This is a genomic window from Pseudonocardia ammonioxydans, from assembly GCF_900115005.1.
In the GTDB taxonomy this organism is placed as follows: domain Bacteria; phylum Actinomycetota; class Actinomycetes; order Mycobacteriales; family Pseudonocardiaceae; genus Pseudonocardia; species Pseudonocardia ammonioxydans.
On the sequence record NZ_FOUY01000059.1, the window covers coordinates 1 to 22,087 of the forward strand.

Genomic DNA, 22,087 nt, shown 5'->3' on the forward strand with positions numbered 1-22,087 from the left:
GGGGTACTTCCTCGGTGCTGCCAACAGAGCCTTCCTTCCCAGTCCCTAACCATGGGACCAGTCTTCGAAGACTCCGGCGAAGCGGGGGAAGCTCACAGGCCGCTGCCCTGGCCTGGTACCGGCAGCAGCTGCTGCCGCAGCTGATCGCCGTCGCGCAGGCACGCGCCACCGCACCCCGCGTGGGCCGCCAGGTGCGGTCACTGACCCGCCGCGGGAAGAACGTCCACGTCACCGGTGAGGTCCGCTGGATCGGCCCGGACCGCTACGGCAGCGAGCGCGTCGGCATCCAGGTCGCCGGCGACGACGCTCTGCGGTTCCTGCCCGCCCGCAGCGTCGCCGTGCTCGACCCGGAACCGGTCGACGAGCAGGCGCTGCGCACCTACACCGAGACCCGCCGCCCCGACTGGCGCCACGCCCTCGACGACCTGGCCGCGCCCGGCCTGGTCACCCACTGATCGACAGGACCTGAGCTGATGACCTCCCACCAGGACTACCCGGGCCGTGAGGACGACGTGCACGGCGGGTCCGATCCGACCCAGACCGCGGCCATCGAGGCCGCCGCCGCGATGGACACCCTCGAGGCCACCCGCCGCACGCTGGCACCCGACCCGACCGTGGGCGCCTGGCCGCAGCTGCGCTGGGAACCGGCCGGGACCGTCCACATCGTCGAGATGTGGTGCTTCTGGTGTGACCGGCCGATGCTCTGGCCCGCCGACTACGCCTGGCACGTGGTCAACCCCGGCGACGTCTTCGGTGACCCCGCCGCCCCGCTTACCTACCTTCACCCCGAGTGCGTGCCCGCCCTCTACAACCGGCAGCGCCTCAGCCGCGCGCGCCACACCCTGCGCACGCGGCACACCCGCTACCAGCAGGCGAGAGTCGCCGCCTACGGCACCGACGGTCAGCGCGAGCCCGACCACGACCAGCACGCCGCGATCGACGACCTCGCCCGGGGCATCGCCGATGCCGCCGGGGAGCTGCTCGACCTGCTCGACGACGAGCCACGACTGTGACCCCGCGTTCGCGGCGTCCACCGAGGGTGCGGCTCGCGCCGCGCTGACTCCATCACTCGGTGTCGGACCGAGGGTGCGGGCGTGCTCCTCCCGCGTCTAGGGCGCCTGCGCGTCGCTGTCGCGACAGCCCTGACGGGCTGCCCTGGACCCGCGAGCCTCGGCACACCCTGCGGCACGCCCCAAGGGGCAGGCGCACACGGCCTGCCCCCACCGGGCGGCCCGACACCACCCATCCGCCGCTCGCCTCACCCAGCCGCATCGACCCCCTAGGGAGACCCGCTCTCATGACCACCACGACCAGCACTGATGTGTCCCGCACCCGCACCGATCGGTGCGATGCTGATCCCCGGGCCCGGGAGGGGGAACACCGCATGCCACGCACCCGACGCCGCACACGGCGGCAGGATCCGGAGGTGGCGCGGCTGCGCCGGGTCGCGCTCGACGCGGCTGCCGCCGGGCTCTATGTGTTCCCGGTCCAGCCCGGCGGGAAGCTCCCCGCCGTGCCCCGCCACAGTGCCGAGCGCTGCCGCCGGCACGGGATCTGCGCCGAGGGGCACCAGGGCTGGGAGCAGCGCGCCACCCGCGACCGCGCCCAGATCTGCCGCTGGTGGTCCGGCGACGAATCGGCCCGGTTCAACGTCGGGATCGCCTGCGGCCCGTCCGGCATTGTGGTCATCGACCTCGACACCAGCACCGAACCGCTTGCTGCCTGGGGCGGGGCGACCACCGGGCGTGAGGTCCTCGACCAGCTCACCGCCCGCCACGGCCAGACGCTGCCTGACACCTTCTCGACGATGACCCCGACCGATGGTGAACACCTCTACTTCCGGATGCCCGAGCGCCTGGAGCTGCGCAACACCCACGGCGGGCACGGGCACAGCCTGGGCCCGCTGATTGACACCCGCGGCGGGGGCGGGTTCGTCGTCGGTGCCGGCAGCATCCGCCCCGAGGGGGCCTATCTCGTGGCCGAGCACGGCCGGATCGCCGAGCTCCCCGACTGGCTGACCACCCTGCTCACCCCGCCTTCGCCGCCAGAGCCGCGCCACGGCGAGCCGCTGGCGCTGCCGACCCGGCGGGCCAACGCCTACGTCGCGGCGATCCTGGCCGGGGAGAGCGCCGCGGTCGAACAGGCGCCGAAGGGACAGCGGCAGATCACCCTGCTCACCGCGGCCCGCACGCTGGGCCGGCTGGTCGGCGGCGGCGAGCTCGACGCCGACAACGCCCACGCGCTGCTGCTCGACGCAGCGGCGGTCCACATCGGCGTCGACGGGTTCACCCAGGCCGAAGCCGACCGGACCGTCACCCGCGGGATGTCCTACGGCGCTCGCGCGCCGCGGCGCATCGACCGCCGCCACAGCACCGCCGACGCCGAGGGCCGCGGCCGCAGCGCCGGCGAGGCACTGGCCAACGCGACCGCCAACTGGATCACCGAGAACCCGCACGGGCGCGCCGACCGGATCGAGCACCTCCCCAGCCCCCATGGCCCGCGCGCCGACCTCGACGACCTCGCCCCGGACCCCGGCGCCTAGCCGACGGGCTGCCTGGGGTCGTCGGCCGGGGGTGAGCGCCGCACGCTGCCCGCCCGTGTGGGGCCCGGTGCGATGAACCGCTCGCTGACGCCATCCGGGCGGGATCACCGCGCCGATCGGCATCGCGGGTCGCTGCCGTGCAGTGGTGATCCCACACCGGATGGGCCAGCGGCGAACCCCCGACCGGGCCCCGCCCGGGCGTGCCCAGACAGGTGCTGTCACCCCGCCGGTACGACACGACCTGGAGGCCGCCATGACCGTTTACGACCCCATCACCGACTTCACCGACGACCCGGCAGAGCTGGGCCAGTTCACCCCGGACCGGGTCACCCTGCACCGCTGCCCCTGCGCGACCGAGTCCGCGGCGCTGCGCCCGGCCGATCGCCGCGGCCGGATCGTGGCCGATCCCGACTGGGGCGACCACCAGACCGTGACCTGCCCGCAGTGCGGCCGCTACGGCCGCCTCGACCTCGACGACCCGGATAACGGGGTCGTAGCGGTCATCGGGGTCGCGCCGCTGCCCGCGGGCTGCGACGACTGCGGCGCGCGCCGCGGCGAGCCCTGTCTGCACTCGTTCTGCCCTGGCCAGGACGTCCTCGACCTCGACACGACCGTCGACCCGCACGCCTGCGATGGCGACGGGGACGGCGGGTATCGCGTCGCGCGGACCTACACCGCTGACGGGCTGCTCGCCGACCTTCCCTCGCCGATCGAGATCTGGCGGTTCTGGGCCAGTCGAGCACTGCTTCCCTGCACCGGTGCTTCGCGCAGCGGTGCGCTGCGCTCGACCGTGCAGGTCACCGCCGAGGTGTGGCGGCTGCGCCGCGGGCTGCGCCGCGGACCGGTGCAGTTCGTGAGCACCGCCGACGTCGACCACGTCGACGTCGCCGAGCTGCTTGAGTACCTCGGTGGCCGCGGCAGCATCGCCGACCAGCAGCATGCGCTCTTCGCGCTGCGGATCGCCCAAGGATGGGGCGACTCGGTGGCCATCGCCCTCGTCGACGCCGCCGCGGTCTGGCAGGGCCCGGCGCCGTTCTGACCCAGCCCGGCTGGGCGGTTCACTGAGCACAGGAGGTGGTGGGCGATGTCGCTGACCTCGCAGCTGCGCGCGGGCGCGCTGGCCCGGTGGTGCGCCACGCACCTGCCCGGCACTGCCGAGATCACCCACCAGGTCCGTGCCGCGGCCGCGGCACGTGCCCCGGCCCGGGTCACCGGCCCGGGCGGGGCCGGACATGCGGCCGCGGTCGGCTCGATCGTCGACGCGCGTCTGGCGGCGCTGGTGCACGACGCCCCGCCCTATGCCGCCCTGAACGGGTACCTCGCGGCAGGGCTGTGCTCCCCCGCCGCCGCGCACCGGATCGCCGCCGCCTACCCGAGCGTGCAGAGCGTGCTCGAACAGCAGCCCGAGCTGGCCGACACCGCGGTCGGGGTCCGGCCCACCCCGAGCGACGTCCTGGCCATCACCAGCCCGGCCCCGGCGGCGCCGGACCCGCGCTGGGGGGACGCAGCCTTGGCCGAGCTCGCCGAGCGCGGCCACCGCTTCCACCACACCCACGCCCCGACCGGCACCATCGGCGGCTACGGCGCCGAGACCGCGCTGGCCCGCGCCTACCACGCCTGGGCTCTGGGCGAGGACCGCTACCGCGGCGGCGCCACACCACCAGCGCTCGCCGACCTGGCCGCCTCCACCACAGCCCCGACGGTGGAGCAGCTGCGTGGACTCTGCCCACCCGCAGTCGCCGCCGATGCCGCAGCCATCGCCAGTCTGCTCGGCGAGTCCGGGGCCCTGGCCCGGTGGCGGCACTGGGCCGGCGACCCCGCCCCCGGGGCGGGACTCGGCTACGCCAGCCCACTGCTGGTCCCCCACTGGGCCGAGGCCGACCTGCTGATCGACGACACCCTCGTCGAGGTCAAGACCGTGGCCCGCGTGGATCAGCCCGCCCGGATCGCGCGCTGGTGCTGGCAGCTGCTCGGCTACGCCTGGCTCGATGTCGGTGACCGGTGGCGGATCCGGCGGGTCGCGCTCTACCTCGCCCGCCACGGCATCACCCTCGAATGGCCCGTCCCCGAGCTCGAAACCGTGCTGGTCGGCGACCCGGGCCAGATCGAGCAGACGCGGGCGGCGTTCCGTCGCCTCGCCGGCCAGAGCGCGATCGCCGAAGGCGCCACGCTGCTGCCCCCACCGTGATCATCGGTCACCGGGCTGCGGCGGGGCCGGGAGCGGCACGGGGTGTCTCCGGGTGCTCGGTCGGCACGACTGGATCGCCCGAAGGTCAGCACACCCCGGGGCGGGCTCCGCGCCGATAACCCGCCGCCGACCCGACCGGGTGATACCGCCGCCGACGTGCCCGGCTGTGTCGGGGTGCCGGTGCTTCCGTCCCCGACCCGGTCGAGTGCGTTTCCGGCGTCGGGGTCCTCGCCTGGGTCCGGCGCCAGTCGGGATCGAGCAGGCGTCCGGCGCCGTGGCTGGGTGGGTCGCGGTCGCCGCGGCGGTCTCACACCGGTCGGGCCAGCACCGGGTTCCCGCCGGCCCTGGCGGGCCCCGCCCCGGGCCGTGCTGAGGCTGCGCCGCGTTCCAGCCGCACCGACCGAGCACCCGGAGGTTTCCGAGATGGCCGAGAAGTTCCGCATCGAGAACGGGCTGCTGCTCAGCGACGACAACACCCTGGTCGAGTTCGCCGACGGCTGCGCCGACGGCGGGGGCATCGTCCCCGGCGCGCACGAGGCCGGGGAGGTCGTGCCGTGCCCGGACTGCGACGGCGAGCACCGCATCACCAGCGCCTTGGTGATCGCCACCGCGCACAACATCACCATCGACCGGGCCGAGCCCGAGCCGGAGGACGAGCCCGAGGCCTGACCACACCCACCCCTTTCACGACCCGGCCCTCACACGGGCCGGGCCGTGGACCGGCCGGCGCCGCCACGACGAACAGGAGGCACGTGATGATTGACAGCGCTGAGTGGAACGACCACCACGAGAAGACGATCGACGCCCGGCTGCATGAGCTCGGGATCGCCGGAGCCGAGGAGAGCTCTCCCGGGTCGGGCTACTACTACGGCGACGTCATGCCGCCGGAGCACTACGAGGCCAACGCCGTGCGCGACCTGGGCCTGATGCCCGACGGCTCGTTCCGCGCCCCGGCGGTCGCCCGCGCAGCGGCCGCACTCGACGACGCCCACCACGACCTGATGGCCGCCCGCGACGACCGCGACCACCATGGCGACCGGTCGCTGCCCGCGTTGAACGCGATCTGCCACGCAGGCGTGGCCGTACACCGCGCCGAGCAGGCCCTCGCCGAGGCCGAACAGCGCGAGGCCGCCGGTGACACCGGCTACTACGGCGGCGATCCCCGCCACCAGATCCCCGACGACGAGCAGCTCCTGCACGCCGGCCTGACCGCACGCCAGCTGGCTGAGCGTGAGGCCGAGAACGACCTCGACCACGAGCCCGAGCCCTGACGCGATCAGCGAACACCCGCCCGCCATGTGCCCCCGGGGATGCGACAGCACCCGGGGGCACACCCATACCCCCTCACATCCTGGAGAGGTGCCCCTGATGCACACCCACACCAGCCCCTCGATCCCCGACCCGACGCCCGGGCCGGACCCGTTGGCCGACGTGCGCGCTGCGCGCGCGTTCCTGCTGCGGCTGGCCGACTCGCCCTGCCCTGCCCTCGAGCAGCTTGTCCTCTCGGTCGGGCCCCGCGCCGCGGCCGAGCAGCTCACCGGCGGTGAGATCCCCGAGGACGTGGGCGGGTACGTAGCCCCCGCGCGTGTGCAAGCTGCCGCGGCAGCGGCGGCCGGGGACGGTGAGGCCGGGGCCCGGTGCGGGGCACGGTTGCTGATCCCCGAGGACGACCACTGGCCGGCCGCCTACGCGCCTGCCGGGGCGGTGGGATTGTGGGTCCGCGGGCACGCTGGCCTGGAGGTCCTCTCCGCGCCCTCGATCACGCTCACGGGGTCGCGCGCCGCGACCGGCTACGGCACCCACGTGGCCGCCGACTTCGCCGCCGAACTCGCCGCCGCCGGTCGCACGACCATCGCCAGTGCCGGGTTCGGGATCGACGCCGCCGCGCTCCGGGGCGCCCTGGCCGCCCACGGCCCGACGGTGGCGGTGCTGGCCTGCGGTATCGACCGGGCCTACCCGGCCGCGCACGAGAACCTGCTCGAGCGGATCGCCCAGAGCGGGCTGATCGTGTCCGCGCTGCCGCCCGGCACGACACCGAGCCGTCACCGCACGCACGGTTGGGCCCGGGTGCTTGCCGGGCTCGGGGAGGCCACCGTGGTCGTCGAGGCCGCGGCCCGCTCCGGAGCGCTGCAGATCGCGGCCGCCGCGCGGCAGATCGGCCGCCCGGTCATGGCCGTGCCCGGCCCGGTCACCTCGGCGGCCTCGGTCGGGACCCACCAGCTGATCCGGAATCGCGCGACGCTGGTCACCAGCGGCGCCGACGTACTCGCCGCGCTCGCCGAGCGCGAGCGTCGCGCCGCTGACACTGCCGAGGCCTGGGGCCTGACCCACCAGGAGCTGTAAGCCGGGGAGTCACCAGTGCCGGCGGACAGCGGCCGGTCACCTGCCCGGTGCCGGTGGGCATCGGGTGGTCGCCAGCTCGGTGCCGGTGGGCACCGTTGGTGGCCGCCCGGGCCGGTAGCGGTGCGGGCGGGGCCTCCGGTGGTCGGCACGGCTGGATCGCCCGGAGGTCAGCACACCCGTGCCGGGGCGAGCGCCGATGAGCCGCCGCCGACCCGTGCGGGTGATACCGCCGCGAGAACGTCGCCCTGGGGCACGGGCGGCTTCCTCGCGGCCGCCGGGCAGCGGGGGTTCGGCGCGGTGCGTAGTCGCCGGTGCTGGTCCCCGGCCGGGATGGCTGGATCCGGTGGGCGGTGCGGGCGGGTTCGTCGAGGTCGGTCGGCGGTCTCACCCGCACGGGCCAGCCCCGGCTCCCCGGCGTCCCTTCGGGACCCCGGCACGGGTGTGCTGAGGCTGCGCCGCGTTCCAGCCGCACCGACCACCGGAGGCCCCAGATGAGCACCGTCACCACGTCCAGCGCCCTCGAGTTCAGCCCCGTCCTCGGTCACCACGTGTACGCCGGGACAGACGTGCCGGCTCAGACCCGGCGGGAGGCCCAGATCGCCGCCGATCTCATCGAGGACGCGGTCGTCGGTGGACCGGAGGTCATCGACGACGACGAGGAGGAGCCGCCCTTCTGAGGGCGGCCCGCCCGCAGGGGCCCCGCCACCGGCGGGGCCCCTCCTTGTGTGGCGACGCCGCCGGCCGGGCGGCGTTTCTGGTCACGAACACCTCCCCGTAGGAGCATGCAGCGAGCACGTCAGGAGTGGACATGAGTGAATGCAACGGCCGCGTCGGTGGTCTGGATCCGGTGGTGCGGGCGGCGATCGGGCCGCGGCAGCCGGGTGGGACCTACCGCAACGGCTACCTGAACCTCGAGTACCGGGTCGAGGAGATCCTGGCCAGCGATGCGGCCCGCGAACTGATCCCGTTTGCGGATTTCGCCATCGTCCAGATCGACGTGACCGGGTCGCAGCCCGGGCGGCGGCGGGTGCACTGCACCTCGTGGAACCCGCGCCGCGACGAAGTCGTCCAGCCCCCCGACACGGAGCCCGGTTCGATCAGGCTCGTGAAGCCGTAACTGCTGCGGGTCAGGACACGGCAAGCAGCCCGCCAGCGGTCACAAGCGGGGCACCGGTTCGGTGGCGGCCGTCGCTGCGGCCGCCATCGGCCCGTGTCGGGAGGCGCCGGTCTCGGGCTGGGCGCGGGTGGAGTGTCGCGGGCGGCCGGTGGCGTAGGGCCGCTCAAGGCCGCGGCGGGCCGAGGGAACCGATGGACCCGCCTGGCGGCGGGGCGGGTGGGCCTCTCGGCCCTAGAGCTAAGCACGGCCTCACTCAACATCAAGGGCGCTCCGCTGGCGCTCCGCGTCGCCTCCGGCGACAGCCCTCCGGGCTGCCCTTGACGTCGAGCCTCGGAGGCCGTGCGGCCGCCGTGAAGCGGCAGCGGGGACGACACCCGCTGCCCATCACGGGCCGAGAGGCCCACCCGCTTCTGATCAACGGCCAGCGAAGGAGTGCAGTCACGATGAACACCCAGACCGCCGATACGACGACGATGGACGCGGCCGACGAGATGGGCCAGGTGGCCGACCTGATCGAGGGGGGCGCGACGCGCGAGGCGCGACGCCGTACCGCGCGGCTCGCCGACGCGGCGGACGTGACCACTCGCGCGCTGCTGGGCGAGATCCTCGCCGCCCTGGAGACGCACCCGGCCGTCACGATCCCGAAGCTGCGGGACCTGTGGAAGGTTAGCGACGACGACGGCCGCGCACTGGTGCTGGCGTGCGTGCCGCACGCGGAACGCCGCGCCGAGGCCGCCAAGCAGGCCGAGCGAATGGCCCAGTCGACCCGCGCGGAGCGGCGTGAGTACGCCCGCCGCAAGCCGGGCGCCGTGGCGACTCGCCAGGGCACCCCGCAGCAGCGGCGCAGCCAGCGCGCCACGGACAAGGACACTGCCGCGCGCCGCTACTTTGCCGAGCGGGTCGACCCGACCGAAGACACCGACCAGCAGTCGGATTATCAGCAGCTCGACTACGATCTCGCGGCCGTGCCACCCATGCGGGGGCTGCCGTGCGTGGCGTGCGGGGTGGAGCGGTCAACCCGCGACCAGCAGCGCGCCAGCGATGACGGGTTGTGCGAGGACTGCCGCGACAGCGGCACGGCCGGGGTGCCGATCCTGCCCGCCACCGCGACCCGGGCCGCGGTCCTCATCGCACGCTGCGACTACATCGCCGCCACATCGGCGAGCCCGGACGAGCGGGACGCGCGGCTCAACCGTGACTGGCGCTGCCTGCGCACCGCGGACAAGTTCACCGTTACCGACTGGCACGCCCGACAGCCCGCCTGACCACCCACCACCGAGGAGGGGCCCCGCCACCGGCGGGGCCCCTTCTTCGTGTGCCCGGCAGCTGCCGCACGGACCCCGCCCACGGTCGGCCGGCGGCGAGCACGCCGCACCGGCCGGCGGCTGCGCGAGGCGCTCAGGGCCGCGCCGGGCCAAGCGTTCGGCGGACCCGCCTGCGGCGGCACAGTGCTTCTCGCGCGGCCACGCCACCTGCCGCGCCCGGGTGCAGCGGCGCCGGCTCAGGCACTCGACCGTTCAGCCGAATCCGGGGGCGGGGCTGTGGCCGGCGGGGCGCCGGTGCCGGCCGCCGGGGAGAGTGTCGTGGCCGCATCATCGGCGGCGCGCGCCTGCGGCGCGGCCGCAGGGGCGCCCGTCCCGGCCGGGGGCCGGGCTTGGCGCAGCAGAGTGCGGACCCGCTTGACCGCGAGCCCGAACATCGCGGCCAGGTCGTCGGCCTTGCGGCCGCCGGCGTGGAGCTCGGCGAGGACGTCGCGCTGCCGCGTCTCGATCTCGCCGAGCTTGGTCGCGGCGGCATCGCGGACGCGCTGCGCCTGCGCCTCGAGGTCGCCCAGTGTGCTGTCGCGCTCGGCTGCGATCTGGGCAGCGTCGGCGTCCGCGCGGGCGTAGCGCTCGAACGCGTCGTCCTCGCGCCGGCGGCGCTCGGCCTCCTCGGTGTCGAGCCGGTCCCGTGCCGCCGCCAGCTCGACGATCCGGTCCCGGACCTGCCGCTCGTTCTTGGTCCTGCTCTTACCCGCCACCGCGCGCCCCTCCTAGTACTCGATCGTTCGCCACGCCCGACCCGCGGCGCGGGCAACAGTGACCTACCACCGCGCGACTCGGAACCCAGATGGTGACCCATGAGACGCCGCGAAGGCCACCGCGCGGTGCCCCAGACACCGAGACGAGCGCACCTCGCCAGTGTGGAACGACGGTAAGATGACAGCGCTGGCGCGCCACGAGGATGACAGCGCCTCTCCTCTGTAGTCCGCGCCGGGAGCACACTGGCGTGATGCGGGTAGAGCTGCTGGTGGTATCGAATTGGCCCCACGAGGATGTCGCTTTCGCGCGTCTCCGCCATGCGCTCGACGACGCCGGACATGCGGAAACCGCGGTAAGGGTTCGGACCATGACCGCGGAGACGGTCGCCGAGACGCCTGAGTTCGCCGGATCGCCCACGATCCTGATCGATGGAGCAGACCCGTTCGCAGAGCAGGCCGCGGCCGGGCCAGGAGCGTTCTCGTCCCGGGGCTATCGCTGCGAGGCCGGGCTGTCGGATGCCACAGCCTGCGAGCGGGTTGGTTCTACAGTCCGAAGGCGCCGCCCTCGACGAGGATGACGATGCCCAGGGCGATGAGGATTAGGGGTAGCAGAATGTGGCCCCAGCGGCTGAGCGCGCGGGCGATGGGCGCGCGGGTGGCGAGAAATTTGCCGGCCGCGCACAGGACACCGACCAGAACGAGGAAGACCGCCGCGTAGACGAGCAGGCTGGTGTAGCCGACGGTGACGAAGACGGGGACGTAGACGCCGATGTTGTCGCCACCGTTGGCGAAGGTGATGGTGGCGACGGTGAGCAGGGCCGGACCGTCCTTGCTGGCGGGGGCATCATCGTCGTCGTCGCCGCCCCACAGTTTCCATGCCGCGCGCAGGCCCAACAGCAGCGGCAGTAGCCCGAAGTAGGCGCGGGCTGCCTCAGGCAGGAAGGTCGCGCCGAAGGTAGCGGCGAGCGCGGCGACCAGGATCGCGGCGAAGCCCAGGTACTGGCCGGCCACGACCCGGGCGGTGGCTCCGCGGTGTCCGGCGCCCTGAGCGAAGAACAGCGCGACCACCACGATGTCGTCGATGTTGGTGACGACGAACAGGCCGATGGCCTGGGCGATGGTGGTCAGGTCCACGGGGCAGGGTCCTTACTCGGCGCCGGTGCGGGCTCGCGGGCGGTGGTGAGCACGAGCAGCACCGCGCCGCAGACGATGAAGGCGTCGGCCAGGTTGAAGGTGGGCCACCAGTCGGTGTGCAGGTAGTCGGTGACCACGCCGTCGAGGCCGCGGTCGATGAGGTTGGCCAGTGCCCCTCCCAGCACGCCGGCCAGGCCGAGTCGGCCCCCGAGCGGGGTGGTGGGTGCGGTACGCCAGGTGTAGGCGGCCACGGCGGCGGTGATGAGCCCGGTGACGGCCACGATGATCCAGGCGGGCAGTGCCGCTCCCAGGCTGAAGGCGATGCCGGGGTTGTAGGTCAAACGCAGCTCCAGCAGGCCCAGGAGCCGCGGACCGGGTGCGCTCGTCAGCTGTTGCTCGGCCACGGCCTTGAGGACCAGGTCGGTGGCGGTAAGGGCGAGGGCTGCGGCCAGCACACCCCAACGGGAAAGCGTGCTGGCCACAGCCGGTGTCGTCGGTGTCACGCCCCCGCCTCAACGCGCTCGGGCGACGAGGCGGTGGCGGGGCCGCCGGGGACCAGCGCCAGACGGCGGGTGCGTCCGGCGCGGATGCCGTTGCCGATGACCACGACCTCGGCCACCTCGTGCACCAGCACAACCGCGGCCAGCCCGAGCACCCCGAACAGCGCCAGCGGCATCAGGCCGATGATGATGGCCAGCGACAGGGCCACGCTCTGCCACATGATCGTCCGCGAGCGGCGGGCGTGCGCCAAGACCTGAGGCAGGTGGCGCAGGTCCTCACCCATCAGCGCCACATCGGCGGTCTCGATGGCCACGTCGGTGCCCATGGCGCCCATGGCGATGCCCAGGTCGGCGGTGGCCAGGGCGGGGGCGTCGTTGACGCCGTCGCCGACCATCGCGACGGGGCCGTGCGCGCGGAGCTGGTCGACGAGGCGGGACTTGTCCTCGGGTCGCAGCTCGGCGTGCACGTCAGCCGGGGCGATCCCAGCCTCGGTGGCCAGGGCGGCGGCGGTGGCGTGGTTGTCGCCGGTGAGCATCACGACCCGGTAGCCGGCGCCGCGCAGGGCGGCGGTGACCTCGCCGGCTTCGGGGCGCAGTTCGTCGCGGACCGCGATGGCGCCGATCACGGTGCCGGCGTCCTCAACCAGGACGGCGGTGGCACCGGCGTGCTGGAGCCTTTCCACGTCCGGGGCCAGGAGGCCGGGGTCGATCCAGCCCGGCCGGCCCAGCCGCACGCGGCGACCGTGCAGCGTGCCGGTCAGCCCGGCACCGGTGACCGCTTCGGCCTGCTCGGCCCGCTGCGGGGTGGGGGCGGCGGCCAGAATGGCGCGGGCCAGTGGGTGTTCGCTGCGCTCCTCCAGCGCGGCGGCCACCGCGAGCACCTGTGCGCGGGTGTACCCCGGCGCGGGGGCGGTCTCGATGACGGCCGGGTGGTTGCGGGTGAGAGTGCCGGTCTTGTCCAGAGCGACGGTGGCGACCCGTCCCATGGCTTCCAGGGCCGCTCCGCCCTTGACCAGCGCACCGTGTTTGGAGGCGGCGCCGATCGCGGCGACCACGGTGACCGGCACCGAGATGGCCAACGCACACGGGGACGCCGCAACCAGTACGACCAGGGCCCGTTCGATCCAGGTCAGCGGGTCACCGAGCACGGATCCCAGGACGGCGATGAGTGCGGCGGCGATCATCACCCCGGGGACGAGGGGTTGGGCGATGCGGTCGGCCAGGCGTTGGCCGGCGCCCTTGCGGGACTGCTCGGCCTCGACGATGGACACGATGCGGGCCAGGGAGTTGTCCGCGGCGGTGGTGGTCACGGTCACTTCCAGCACGCCGGTGCCGTTGATGGATCCGGCGAACACCTCGTCGCCAGGTCCGGCCTCGACCGGGACGGACTCGCCGGTGATCGCGGAGGTGTCCAGGCTGGTGTGCCCGGCGCCGATCCGGCCGTCGGTGGCCACGCGTTCCCCGGGGCGCACCACCAGCGTGTCGCCCACGACCAGCTCGGCCGGGTCGACGGCCTGCTCGGCCCCGCCGCGCAGCACCGTGGCCCGGTCGGGCACCAGGTCCAGCAGGGCGCGCAGGCCGCGCCGGGTGCGGGCTACCGAGTACTCCTCGAGCCCTTCGGCGATGGTGTAGAGCACGGCCAGCATCGCGGCTTCGCCGACCTCGCCCAACAGCACGGCGCCGATGGCGGCGATGGTCATCAGCGTGCCCACGCCGATCTTGCCCCGGACCAGTCGGCGCAGGGTGCCGGGGACGAATGTCCACGCCGCGACCGCCAGCGCGGCCGCCATCAGCGTCAGCCCCACCGGGTCGGGGGCGCCGACCCAGCTGGATCCGTAGCCGAGGCCGAGCAGCACCACGGCCACGGCGGCGACCCGGATCTCACCGACCTGCCACAGCGTCTCCGGCTCGTGTCCGTCGCCCTCCCCGGTGGTGCGGGGCTCGTCGCCGTCGCATCCGCAGGCATCACTCACCGCGCACCTCCCGGACGTGGACGTCGGTTCCGTAGTTCGGGCACAGCGCGACCGCGTGGCCGGTCGCGGCCAGCACGACCTCGGCCGAGGCCAACAGGTCCATCAGTTCGGGGCGGGTCAGGCAGTAGAACACCTGCCGCCCCTCGGGGCGCCCGTCGACCAGGCCGCACTCGCGCAGGCACGCCACGTGCTTGGAGACCGTGGACTGGGCCAAGCCCAGTTGGGTCACCAGGTCAGCCACCCGCGCCTCACCGTCGGCCAGACGCCGCACGATGGCCAGCCGGGTGCTGTCGGACAGGCTGTGGAACAGCGCCTCGGCGGCCCCCAGACCGGCAGTTGTGGACGGACACCCGTCCCTGGTATCAATCGCCATACAGCGATTGTATCGCAGACCGGCGATGAATGAGGGTGGCCATGCTCATGAATGCGATCGAGTCGGCACTGATCGACTCCGCGCCCCGGCGCCTGCTCCAGCGCTACGAAGCCCACGTGCTCATCGCACTCGGGGGCCGCACACCGGGCGCCCGCACCGCCGAGCTGGGCTGCGGCCCGGGCTACGGCACCCAACTCATCCTCGACGTCTTCGGCGCGGCCAGCGTGGACGCCGTCGACCTGGACCCCACGATGCTGGCCAAGGCCCGCCGGCGGCTGCGCCGCCACGGCGATGCCGCCCAGCTGAGCGGGGGCTCGGCCACCGACCTCGCCACCGCGTTCGCGCACATCGGCGGTGGCAAGGACGCCTCGTATCAGGCGGTGTTCGACTTCGCGATCATCCACCACATCCCGGACTGGCGCGACGCCCTGGCCGAGGTCGCCCGGGTCCTCGAACCGGACGGCCGGTTCTACTTCGACGAGGTCACCGCCACCGCCCTGGCACGACCCACCTACCAGGCCCTGTTCGCGCACCCCACCCGCGACCGGTTCACCGCAGGGGAATTCCTCGCCGAACTACCTCGCCACGGCCTACACGTCGACGACCGGTGGCGCACCCGCATCGGCGGCGACTACCTGCTCGGGGTGGCCGTGCGCGCCCCGGGCCGCACGCGAGGGCCCAGCGTTCGGATCCACGCCGCAGCCCCGGCGGCCCGCACACGCCACTGATCTCCACCGGAAGGCATCACATGCTGTTGCGACACCTGCGAGCGATTCTGCTGGGGCCGGTGACCGTCACGATCATCATTCCGGTCTTGATCGTCACGACCGTCGGCGCCGGTGCGGTCGATCTCGGGCCAGTAGCTCGAGGGCTGGCCGTGGTGGTCGGCTCCGGGCTCGGCGCCGCCGGCGTCGCGATGCTGGCCTGGACGATCAGCCTGTTCGCCCGGGACGGCGCGGGAACACTGTCACCACAGAATCCGCCGCGCACGCTGGTGATGCGCGGGCCCTACCGGCACGTGCGCCACCCGATGTTCAGCGGGGTCCTGGGCATCGTGCTGGGCGAGGCGATCGCAGCCCGCTCCCTGACCCTTCTGGCGTGGTTCGCGCTGTTCGCCTTCTTCGTCGCCGTCATGGTGGCCCGGGTCGAGGAACCCCGCCTCGCCCGCCGCTTCGGTAGCGACTACGCCCGCTACCGGGACAACGTCCCGCGCTGGGTGCCGCGCCTGCGCCCCTGGCGCGCAGAGTTACCTCAGGGATCCGCCGAGTGAATCCTGCTCGGCTCCCCTCCCTGTCGAGGATGGATCGTTTGCGAGACACCACGCGTCGCGGCGGCGCGCACCTTCCTTGTCCCGGTGCGTCACACACCCGCCACACCGTGCGGCCGGCTTGCACCGTGTCGTAATGGACCGTTTCTGACACACCGCCGCGGTACTGATCTTGCCTGCTGTCCCTGCAGGTCGCGGGTTTGCACAATCCCGTCCCACTTTCAGCGTGTCGTGTCGGGCGTGTCGCGAGGGTTTCGCTACGTTGCTCGGCTATGAGCGCGCTGCTCGGTTACGCCCGGGTGTCGACGCTGGAACAGAACGCCGAGCTCCAGCACGACGCCTTGGCCGCGGCCGGTTGCTGGAAGGTGTTCACCGACCGTGCCTCCGGGGCGAAGGAGGACCGGCCCGAGCTGCGCCGGGTACTTGAGCAGTGCCGCGACGGCGACACGCTGGTGGTGTGGCGGCTGGACCGGCTGGGTCGCTCGCTGCGGCACCTGATCGAGGTGGTCACCGACCTGTCCGAGCGCGGGGTCGGGTTCCGCTCGACCACCGAGGCGATCGACACCACCACCTCCGGTGGGCGGTTGATCTTTCATGTGTTCGGGGCGCTGGCCCAGTTCGAACGCGAGCTGGTGCGCGAGCGGACCCGGGCCGGGCTCAAGGCCGCCCGCGCCCGCGGCCGGATGGGCGGGCGGCCGGCGCTGATGACACCGGACAAGACCACCACCGCGCGGCGGATGTATGAGCAGCAGGAACTCACCGTCGAACAGATCGCCCGCGCGCTCGGGGTGTCGAGGTCGACGATCTACCGGGCGCTGGGCCGGACCGGGTCGATCGCGTACCGCCGCGACCAGCAGCAGGACGACCCGGTGCCATGAGACTGCCGCAGGTGCCGGGTCCCCCGGCCGGGAAGCCGGTCGGCGAGCTGCGCTGTTCGGGGTGCGGGCAGGTGCCCGGCAACCCGGTGCAGCGGGCGGACGTGGCGATGACGTGGCTGGTGGCGGGCAGTGGCGGCCCGGTGGTGCGGCGGTTCTGCCGGGCCTGTATCCCGGCCGGTCCGGTCGATGATGTGGTGTGCGTGCGCTGCGGCGACGGTCCGCTGCTGGCTGGCGAGCTGGCCGGAGACGGCGAGCGGATGCCGGTGGCGGTGCAGGGCTGGTTGTCCGCGGTCGGCTGGGAGCTGTCCGGGCCGGTATGCCCGGACTGCGTGCGCGAGCTGGCGCGATGACCCGCCTGGATCCGCAGGTGAAGGCGGTCTTGGTCGAGCGGCTACAGGAGATGCGCGCCGCCGGGGAGTTGACCAGCGCGCAGGTGCGCCAGGCCGCGGCTGAGGTCGGGATTGGTGAGCGCACGCTGTGGCGGTGGTTGGGGGCGGTCGGACCGCCGCCGCCGCGCCGCGCGCGCCGGGGCCGCTACGAGATCACCGAGGTCGACCGGGACGCCTACGCCGCCTGGCGGGGCAACGTCGCCGCCGTGCACCGGGAGCTGCACGCCGGCACGGCCGACGGCCCGTCGTTGCGGCGCCTCCAGTATGCGTTCGCCCGGGACCTGACCCCCGCGGAGCGGGCCGCCGCGGTGGACGGGGTGGAGGGCCGGCGCCGACACGAGGTGTATCTGCGGTGGGCACCGGACCGGCGCAACGCGCTGTGGGAGGCCGATCATGTCGAGCTGCCGGTGCTGGTGCTCGCGCCGCGGGCCCAGCGCCCGGCCAAGCCGTGGGCGACGCTGTTCGTCGAGGCGTTCTCACGGCTGATCATGGGGTGGGCGGTGTCGCTGCGCCCGCATTCGGGGGTGGTGCTCGCGGCGATGCGCGCGGGCATCGTGATCGACCCGCAGCGGGGACCGTTCGGGGGGCTGCCGGAAGTGGTGCGCCCGGACAACGGGCTGGAGTTCGCCGCTGCGGCGATCCGCCGGTCGTGTGCGGCGCTGGGCATCGAGCACCGGCCGACCCCGGCGTATCAGGGGCACAGCAAGGGCAAGGTGGAGCGGGCGAACCGGACCCTGGAGCAGGAGTTCCTGTCCGGGTTGCCGTTCTACACCCACGGCCCGCGCGGCGCGGACGGTGGGCTGTTCGGCCCGGACGCCGACCCGATGGGGCTGGGCCTGTTCGTGGACCGGTTCGCCGAGTGGGTCACCGCCTACAACACCACGCGGGTGCACTCCGAGTTGGGCACGACGCCGTTGGCCCGCTGGGGCGAGGACGCGACCCCGCTGCGCACCCTCGACCCGGCCGGGCTGCGCTGGATGCTGGTGGCCGACGCCGAGCGCACGATCAACAAGGACGGGGTGCATTTCGACGGGGTCCGGTTCATGGCCCCGGAGCTCAACGGCCTGGTCGGCGAGCCGGTCCAGGTCCGCTACACCCCGCACGACCTGCGCCAGATCGAGGTCTTCCGCGGTGACGAGTGGCTGTGCACCGCGTATCCGCAGGACACCTTGAACGACGAGCAGCGCGAGGCGGTGCTGGCGCGGCGCCGCGCGGACGCGGCCGAGCTGGGCCGGCGGCAACGCAAGGCGAGCCGGCGCGCCCGCGCGCAGCTGGCCCCGATCACCGAGCCGGGCCCGGTGGAGGACACCACGGTCGTCACCGCCGCGGACGCCCGCGCTGACCGGGCCCGGCGGTCGCGGCGCCGGCGCGGGGACGAGGGCCCGGACTACGCGGCGATGGCGCGGCTGGCGCGCACCGACCTGCTCGACCTCAAGAGCGACTTCGCCTACTGGAACCCCGAGTTCCGCGACCCCGACCCGCCGGTCGAGCTCGACCCGGCGCCCGACAGCCAACCGGCACAGGACCCGGCACAGGACAGTCAGCCGGCAATAGACCCGGTACAGGACGAGCGCCGCGCGGGCGGCGAGCAAGGAGAGCAGGGCTGATGGTGCGGCACTTCTTGGACCTGCCCGGGGCGCGGGTGCTGCCCACCGCGGGCCTGCAGCTGGTCGACCAGGCCGTCGGGCACGTCATCGACGTCGCGGCGATGGGCGTGGTGCACGGTCCGGCCGGGATGGGCAAGACCTACGCCGTGGAGTCGGCGCTGACCGCCCGCGAGCGGACCGGGTTGTGGTCGTCGTTCCCGTCGCGGCCGACGATGCGGCTGGTGGCCGCCACGTTGTTCGAGCAGCTGACCGGGTCGCCGGCGGGGCGGGCGCGCAGCCGGTTCGTGCTGATGGACGCGGTGATCGAGGAGCTCTCGGCGCGTCCGCGGGTGGTGGTGGTCGACGAGGCGCAGCGGCTCAACACCGAGTGCATCGAGTTCCTGCGCCACCTGCACGATCACCCGCGGACCCGGTTCGCGCTGTTGCTGGTGGGAGGCGACGGGGCCTGGCAGGTGCTGTCGGCGCAGCCGATGCTGCGCTCGCGGGTCTACCGGCGGGTCCGGCTCGAACCATTGACCAGTGACCAGGTGCTGGAGCTGATCCCGCGGTTTCACCCGATCTACGAGGGCGTGGACCGGGAGTTGGTGCTGCAGATCGATGACCACCTCGCGCACGGAAACCTGCGGGACTGGGCGTCGTTCACCCAGTCCGCCGCGGCGCTGTGCGCCGACCACGACACCGCCGTGCTCGACGCGCGGATCGTGGCCAACGCGTTCGCGCTACACGGCGCCGCGATCACCGCATGACCCGGCACCCCGCGCGCCGGTCATGACCCGCTCGGCCACGGTCGAGGGCAACGTCACCGTGACCGGTGTGGCCGCGACCGTGGCCGTGGCCAGTGACCGTGGCCATCACGTGGTCGCGCCCACGACCGTGGCCGCGACGCGGTGGGTGCTCGACCCGGACGACGACCACGGCTGCGTGCGGGCGCTGCTGGCGCTGCATGATCTGGCCGTCGGGGTCGTGGTCTGCCCGGCCGCGCCCGGCTCGCCGTGGCCGCTGCTGGCCGGCCACGTCCTGGTGGCGCTGGGCAAGGATCGGCGGGCCCTCGACGCCGCCGGCCCGCGCCATCGTGTGCCCGAGCTGCTCGCCCTGTGGCTGCGCGCCGAGCGGGTGCAGCACCTGGTCGTGCTGCGCGCGCACCTGCTCTCGCACGCGACGCTCGTGGAACTCGACCGGCTCGCCACCGACGCCGGGGTCACGGTCTGGGCCGTCGCTCACGGCGATCACGGCGTCGACCACACCGCTCGCCGGGCGCCGAGCGCGGCACCGGTGCAGTGGACGGCCGCGGTCGCCCTGCTGACCGCTGCGACGGCCACCGGCGGGCCGCGGACGGCCAGTGCGCCGGAGCTGTACGGGACGGTGCGCGACCTCGCCCGCCGCGCCGGGCGCGCCTGGCGGCTCTATACCGAGCGCACCCTGCGCCTTCCGCGCGACGTCCGGCCCAACTGCGAGCTCGGTGTCCTGCTGCAGAACCTCACCATCGACGCGCACGACCGCGATGAGCTGCTGCTGCGCCTGCACGCCACCCGGGCCGGGCTGCACGACGAGGGCCTGCACCTGGCCCTGCCCGCGCTCGAACACGACGCCCGGCTGCTCGCCTACCTCGGGCCGCGATTCAACGCCGAGACCATGGCCCGGCTGCGGCGGCTGGCCTGCCCCACAGCGGCCGGCGCGCTCACTCTCGCGCTGGCCACCGACCACAACGCGCCCTGGCTCGCCGAGACCCGAACCGAGTGGACCGACCCGCACGCACGACATGTGTGTACCTACACCGGGACCTGGCGCATTCCGCCGCGGCCCGCCCGATGCTGCGGGTGCTGCTCGACGATCGCGCAACACACCGCGGTCCGCCGCCGGCGCTGTTCCTCGACCGGGACGGAACGGCCCTGAGTGGACGCCGCCTCGCCCACCGGATCGGCGCCGCCGACGACCTCACCGGAGTCCCCCGCGGCGAAGCCGCCCACCCGACCGGGAAGCGCTACACGCCCGAGACCTTCGCGACGCCGTTCACCGGCGCCGTCAACATCCAGGCGGTCACCAGCAGCACGCCGCCATGATCGACCGACTGCCAAATCATCCGTCGTTTACTGCCAACTTATCCAACGCTTCCCACTGCCACCCGAGCGTCGCTTCACACCTAGATCATCTTCTTGCTTCCTCCCTGTCCTCATCCTATCTGCTCCAGTTGCCTCTCCTTAGACCTCAGACCTCACACCTATGCATCAAATGATCTTGCCGGTGACGGGTGCGTCCCGTAGCCTTCTTGCCATGGGCGTCGTGCGAGTGACCGCGATGGCGCCCGGGTCTGTCGAGTACCTGCTCCACGGCTGCGATTCGCGCCCGGAGCAGGCTCCGGAACAGGGTGTCGACTCCCCCACCGCGGAGCCCGCAGGCCCTGATTTTGAGCGCTCTCATGTGCACCACGGCGGGGCGGAGTACCTGCAGTCGGCGACCGAACACGGGGAGCCGGACGGGGTCTGGTTCGGGTCCGGGCTGGAGGCGCTGGGGCTGCCGATGGCCGCCGGTGACACGGCCTCTGCGGAGGACGTTCGGGCCATCTTCGGGCAGCTGCGCTACCCCTCGCACGTGGTCGACGGGTCGACGGAGAAGACCCCGGTGTACCTGGGGTCGAAGCCGCGGCGCTTCCGTACGGCGGCGCAGATCGTGGCCGATGCGCTCAAGGCGGAGCCGGAGGCGACCGCGGAGCGCCGGTTCGAGATCGAGACCTCGGCGAAGAAGAACACCCGCACCCCGACCGCCTACTACGACGTGACGTTCTCACCGGTCAAGTCGGTGTCGCTGTACTACACAGCGCTGCTGTCGGCCGGCGACACCGAGGGTGCGGAGACGGTGCGTGCGGCGCACGAGCAGGCGGTGCGGATCGCGCTGGGCGCGGCCGAGTCGGACGTGGCCTATGTCCGCTCCGGCCGCCACGAAGGCCGCGGCCCGTCCGGGCGGACGGTCGGCGAGTGGCAGGCGGCCACCGGCTTGGCCGCGGTGGTCTATGGCCACCACACCAACCGGGACGGGGAGCCGCAGCTGCACTCGCATGCCGGTGTGCTCAACCGGGCGGCAACCGCGGATGGCCGGGTCCTGGCGCTGGACGGCCAGGCGTTCCGGCCGGTCAAGGACGCGATGGCCACCGCCTACACGCGGGCCTATCAGCAGTTGCTGACCGAGCAGCTCGGTGTGGTGTTCGAGCGGCGCGCCGACGGGGTCGCGCGCGAGATCGCCGGTATCGATCGGGAGCTGTTGGCCGCGGCCAGTACGCGTACGCACGAGAAGGTGCGGCCGCGGGTGGCGGAGCTGGTGGAGGCCTACACCGAGCGGCACGGGCGGGCCCCGGGGTCGCGGGCGAAGCGGGCGTTGGTGGAGCAGGCGGTCAAGGACACCCGCAAGCCCAAGACCGGGTTGGCCGGTCCGGCCGCGGTGGCCGCGTGGGCGTCCGGGGAGCGGGGCCGGGCGGCCAGGCTGGCGGCCGCGTTGGATGCCGTGGACGAGCGGGTGATGGCCGCTGCGGCCAACGGCGGCCACCCGGCCGCGGCCACGATGGCCGGGCCGGCCGGGATGACCGGCCACACGCCCGGCCGCGAGGCCGCCCGCCTGGTGCTGGCCGAGATCGAGGCATTCCAGACGGCCACCGCGCAGGCCGTCGACGGCCACAGCAGCGACGGGCGGGCGGCCACGGTGGACGAGGTGGCCGCGGACCGTGGCCTGTCGACGCTGGGGTTCACCGTCGACCAGGCGCTCGTG

General features: G+C 73.7%; 24 protein-coding genes. 19 read left to right on the plus strand and 5 right to left on the minus strand.

Annotation, left to right across the window (positions count from 1 at the left end):
* The first annotated feature begins 179 nt into the window (after positions 1-179).
* From BM093_RS30750 to BM093_RS30800, 11 genes are all read left to right on the plus strand, one after another.
* Positions 180-455, plus strand: a complete 276-nt coding sequence (locus BM093_RS30750; RefSeq protein WP_177238805.1) for a hypothetical protein — start codon at positions 180-182, stop codon at positions 453-455.
* A gap of 18 nt (positions 456-473) precedes the next feature.
* Complete coding sequence (locus BM093_RS30755; RefSeq protein ID WP_093355205.1) at positions 474-1,013, plus strand: hypothetical protein; 540 nt, start codon at positions 474-476, stop codon at positions 1,011-1,013.
* Between the two features lie 413 nt (positions 1,014-1,426).
* Positions 1,427-2,542 carry a bifunctional DNA primase/polymerase gene (locus BM093_RS30760; RefSeq protein ID WP_245773907.1) on the plus strand — a complete coding sequence of 372 codons (1,116 nt, stop codon included), beginning with the start codon at positions 1,427-1,429 and terminating at the stop codon, positions 2,540-2,542.
* A 253-nt stretch (positions 2,543-2,795) separates the two neighbouring features.
* The gene (locus BM093_RS30765; RefSeq protein WP_245773908.1) at positions 2,796-3,581 is read left to right on the plus strand and encodes a hypothetical protein; all 786 of its coding nucleotides are present in this window, start codon (positions 2,796-2,798) and stop codon (positions 3,579-3,581) included.
* 45 nt (positions 3,582-3,626) lie between these two features.
* Complete coding sequence (locus BM093_RS30770) at positions 3,627-4,730, plus strand: hypothetical protein (protein WP_245773909.1); 1,104 nt, start codon at positions 3,627-3,629, stop codon at positions 4,728-4,730.
* A 423-nt stretch (positions 4,731-5,153) separates the two neighbouring features.
* Positions 5,154-5,399, plus strand: a complete 246-nt coding sequence (locus tag BM093_RS30775) for a hypothetical protein (protein WP_245773910.1) — start codon at positions 5,154-5,156, stop codon at positions 5,397-5,399.
* Positions 5,400-5,485: 86 nt separating this feature from the next.
* Positions 5,486-6,001 carry a hypothetical protein gene (locus tag BM093_RS30780; RefSeq protein WP_093355219.1) on the plus strand — a complete coding sequence of 172 codons (516 nt, stop codon included), beginning with the start codon at positions 5,486-5,488 and terminating at the stop codon, positions 5,999-6,001.
* A gap of 97 nt (positions 6,002-6,098) precedes the next feature.
* Positions 6,099-7,073, plus strand: coding sequence for a DNA-processing protein DprA (locus BM093_RS30785; RefSeq protein ID WP_093355223.1), 975 nt, complete (start codon positions 6,099-6,101; stop codon positions 7,071-7,073).
* Positions 7,074-7,564: 491 nt separating this feature from the next.
* A complete protein-coding gene (locus tag BM093_RS30790) occupies positions 7,565-7,750 on the plus strand; it encodes a hypothetical protein (RefSeq protein WP_093355228.1) in 186 nt (61 codons plus the stop codon).
* Positions 7,751-7,881: 131 nt separating this feature from the next.
* Positions 7,882-8,190: a hypothetical protein gene (locus tag BM093_RS30795; RefSeq protein ID WP_093355233.1), complete on the plus strand. Its 309-nt coding sequence runs from the start codon at positions 7,882-7,884 to the stop codon at positions 8,188-8,190.
* A 443-nt stretch (positions 8,191-8,633) separates the two neighbouring features.
* On the plus strand, positions 8,634-9,455 hold the full coding sequence (locus BM093_RS30800; RefSeq protein ID WP_093355238.1) for a hypothetical protein: 822 nt from the start codon (positions 8,634-8,636) through the stop codon (positions 9,453-9,455).
* A 236-nt stretch (positions 9,456-9,691) separates the two neighbouring features.
* Here the strand turns inward: BM093_RS30800 and BM093_RS30805 are convergent, their stop codons facing one another.
* The 5 genes from BM093_RS30805 to BM093_RS30830 all read right to left on the minus strand — a co-directional run bounded on the left by BM093_RS30805 (position 9,692) and on the right by BM093_RS30830 (position 14,190).
* Positions 9,692-10,210 (minus strand): translation initiation factor IF-2, encoded by a 519-nt coding sequence (locus BM093_RS30805; RefSeq protein ID WP_177238806.1) that lies wholly within the window; start codon positions 10,208-10,210, stop codon positions 9,692-9,694.
* A gap of 543 nt (positions 10,211-10,753) precedes the next feature.
* Complete coding sequence (locus BM093_RS30815) at positions 10,754-11,344, minus strand: cadmium resistance transporter (protein ID WP_093355243.1); 591 nt, start codon at positions 11,342-11,344, stop codon at positions 10,754-10,756.
* A complete protein-coding gene (locus BM093_RS30820; protein ID WP_177238807.1) occupies positions 11,335-11,799 on the minus strand; it encodes a signal peptidase II in 465 nt (154 codons plus the stop codon). Before BM093_RS30820 ends, BM093_RS30815 begins: the two co-directional genes overlap by 10 nt.
* Positions 11,800-11,843: 44 nt before the next feature.
* Positions 11,844-13,817 carry a heavy metal translocating P-type ATPase gene (locus BM093_RS30825; protein ID WP_093355252.1) on the minus strand — a complete coding sequence of 658 codons (1,974 nt, stop codon included), beginning with the start codon at positions 13,815-13,817 and terminating at the stop codon, positions 11,844-11,846.
* Positions 13,810-14,190 carry an ArsR/SmtB family transcription factor gene (locus tag BM093_RS30830; RefSeq protein WP_093355255.1) on the minus strand — a complete coding sequence of 127 codons (381 nt, stop codon included), beginning with the start codon at positions 14,188-14,190 and terminating at the stop codon, positions 13,810-13,812. The genes BM093_RS30825 and BM093_RS30830 overlap by 8 nt, the downstream gene beginning before the upstream one ends.
* Before the next feature lie 41 nt (positions 14,191-14,231).
* Between BM093_RS30830 and BM093_RS30835 the strand changes: the two genes are divergently transcribed.
* From BM093_RS30835 to mobF, 8 genes are all read left to right on the plus strand, one after another.
* On the plus strand, positions 14,232-14,918 hold the full coding sequence (locus tag BM093_RS30835; protein ID WP_093355259.1) for a class I SAM-dependent methyltransferase: 687 nt from the start codon (positions 14,232-14,234) through the stop codon (positions 14,916-14,918).
* Positions 14,919-15,004: 86 nt separating this feature from the next.
* Complete coding sequence (locus BM093_RS30840) at positions 15,005-15,460, plus strand: methyltransferase family protein (RefSeq protein WP_218163006.1); 456 nt, start codon at positions 15,005-15,007, stop codon at positions 15,458-15,460.
* A gap of 269 nt (positions 15,461-15,729) precedes the next feature.
* Positions 15,730-16,335, plus strand: coding sequence for a recombinase family protein (locus BM093_RS30845; protein WP_093355267.1), 606 nt, complete (start codon positions 15,730-15,732; stop codon positions 16,333-16,335).
* Positions 16,332-16,685: a hypothetical protein gene (locus BM093_RS30850; RefSeq protein WP_093355272.1), complete on the plus strand. Its 354-nt coding sequence runs from the start codon at positions 16,332-16,334 to the stop codon at positions 16,683-16,685. Before BM093_RS30845 ends, BM093_RS30850 begins: the two co-directional genes overlap by 4 nt.
* Positions 16,682-18,331 (plus strand): Mu transposase C-terminal domain-containing protein, encoded by a 1,650-nt coding sequence (locus BM093_RS30855; protein ID WP_177238808.1) that lies wholly within the window; start codon positions 16,682-16,684, stop codon positions 18,329-18,331. The genes BM093_RS30850 and BM093_RS30855 overlap by 4 nt, the downstream gene beginning before the upstream one ends.
* Entirely contained in the window at positions 18,331-19,077 is a 747-nt protein-coding gene (locus tag BM093_RS30860; protein WP_093355281.1) for an AAA family ATPase, read from the plus strand. The genes BM093_RS30855 and BM093_RS30860 overlap by 1 nt, the downstream gene beginning before the upstream one ends.
* Before the next feature lie 22 nt (positions 19,078-19,099).
* Complete coding sequence (locus tag BM093_RS30865) at positions 19,100-20,224, plus strand: hypothetical protein (RefSeq protein WP_093355285.1); 1,125 nt, start codon at positions 19,100-19,102, stop codon at positions 20,222-20,224.
* A 378-nt stretch (positions 20,225-20,602) separates the two neighbouring features.
* Positions 20,603-22,087, plus strand: a 1,485-nt coding sequence (mobF, locus tag BM093_RS30875; protein WP_177238809.1) for a MobF family relaxase, incomplete at its 3' end; no start/stop codon positions are given.

Coding starts and splice junctions, on each gene's coding strand:
- BM093_RS30755 (WP_093355205.1), top strand. CDS start 474: ATGACCTCCCACCAGGACTACCCGGGCCGTGAGGACGACGTGCACGGC.
- BM093_RS30765 (WP_245773908.1), top strand. CDS start 2,796: ATGACCGTTTACGACCCCATCACCGACTTCACCGACGACCCGGCAGAG.
- BM093_RS30770 (WP_245773909.1), top strand. CDS start 3,627: ATGTCGCTGACCTCGCAGCTGCGCGCGGGCGCGCTGGCCCGGTGGTGC.
- BM093_RS30775 (WP_245773910.1), top strand. CDS start 5,154: ATGGCCGAGAAGTTCCGCATCGAGAACGGGCTGCTGCTCAGCGACGAC.
- BM093_RS30780 (WP_093355219.1), top strand. CDS start 5,486: ATGATTGACAGCGCTGAGTGGAACGACCACCACGAGAAGACGATCGAC.
- BM093_RS30785 (WP_093355223.1), top strand. CDS start 6,099: ATGCACACCCACACCAGCCCCTCGATCCCCGACCCGACGCCCGGGCCG.
- BM093_RS30790 (WP_093355228.1), top strand. CDS start 7,565: ATGAGCACCGTCACCACGTCCAGCGCCCTCGAGTTCAGCCCCGTCCTC.
- BM093_RS30795 (WP_093355233.1), top strand. CDS start 7,882: ATGAGTGAATGCAACGGCCGCGTCGGTGGTCTGGATCCGGTGGTGCGG.
- BM093_RS30800 (WP_093355238.1), top strand. CDS start 8,634: ATGAACACCCAGACCGCCGATACGACGACGATGGACGCGGCCGACGAG.
- BM093_RS30830 (WP_093355255.1), bottom strand. CDS start 14,190: ATGGCGATTGATACCAGGGACGGGTGTCCGTCCACAACTGCCGGTCTG.
- BM093_RS30835 (WP_093355259.1), top strand. CDS start 14,232: ATGCTCATGAATGCGATCGAGTCGGCACTGATCGACTCCGCGCCCCGG.
- BM093_RS30845 (WP_093355267.1), top strand. CDS start 15,730: ATGAGCGCGCTGCTCGGTTACGCCCGGGTGTCGACGCTGGAACAGAAC.
- BM093_RS30850 (WP_093355272.1), top strand. CDS start 16,332: ATGAGACTGCCGCAGGTGCCGGGTCCCCCGGCCGGGAAGCCGGTCGGC.
- BM093_RS30855 (WP_177238808.1), top strand. CDS start 16,682: ATGACCCGCCTGGATCCGCAGGTGAAGGCGGTCTTGGTCGAGCGGCTA.
- BM093_RS30860 (WP_093355281.1), top strand. CDS start 18,331: ATGGTGCGGCACTTCTTGGACCTGCCCGGGGCGCGGGTGCTGCCCACC.
- BM093_RS30865 (WP_093355285.1), top strand. CDS start 19,100: ATGACCCGCTCGGCCACGGTCGAGGGCAACGTCACCGTGACCGGTGTG.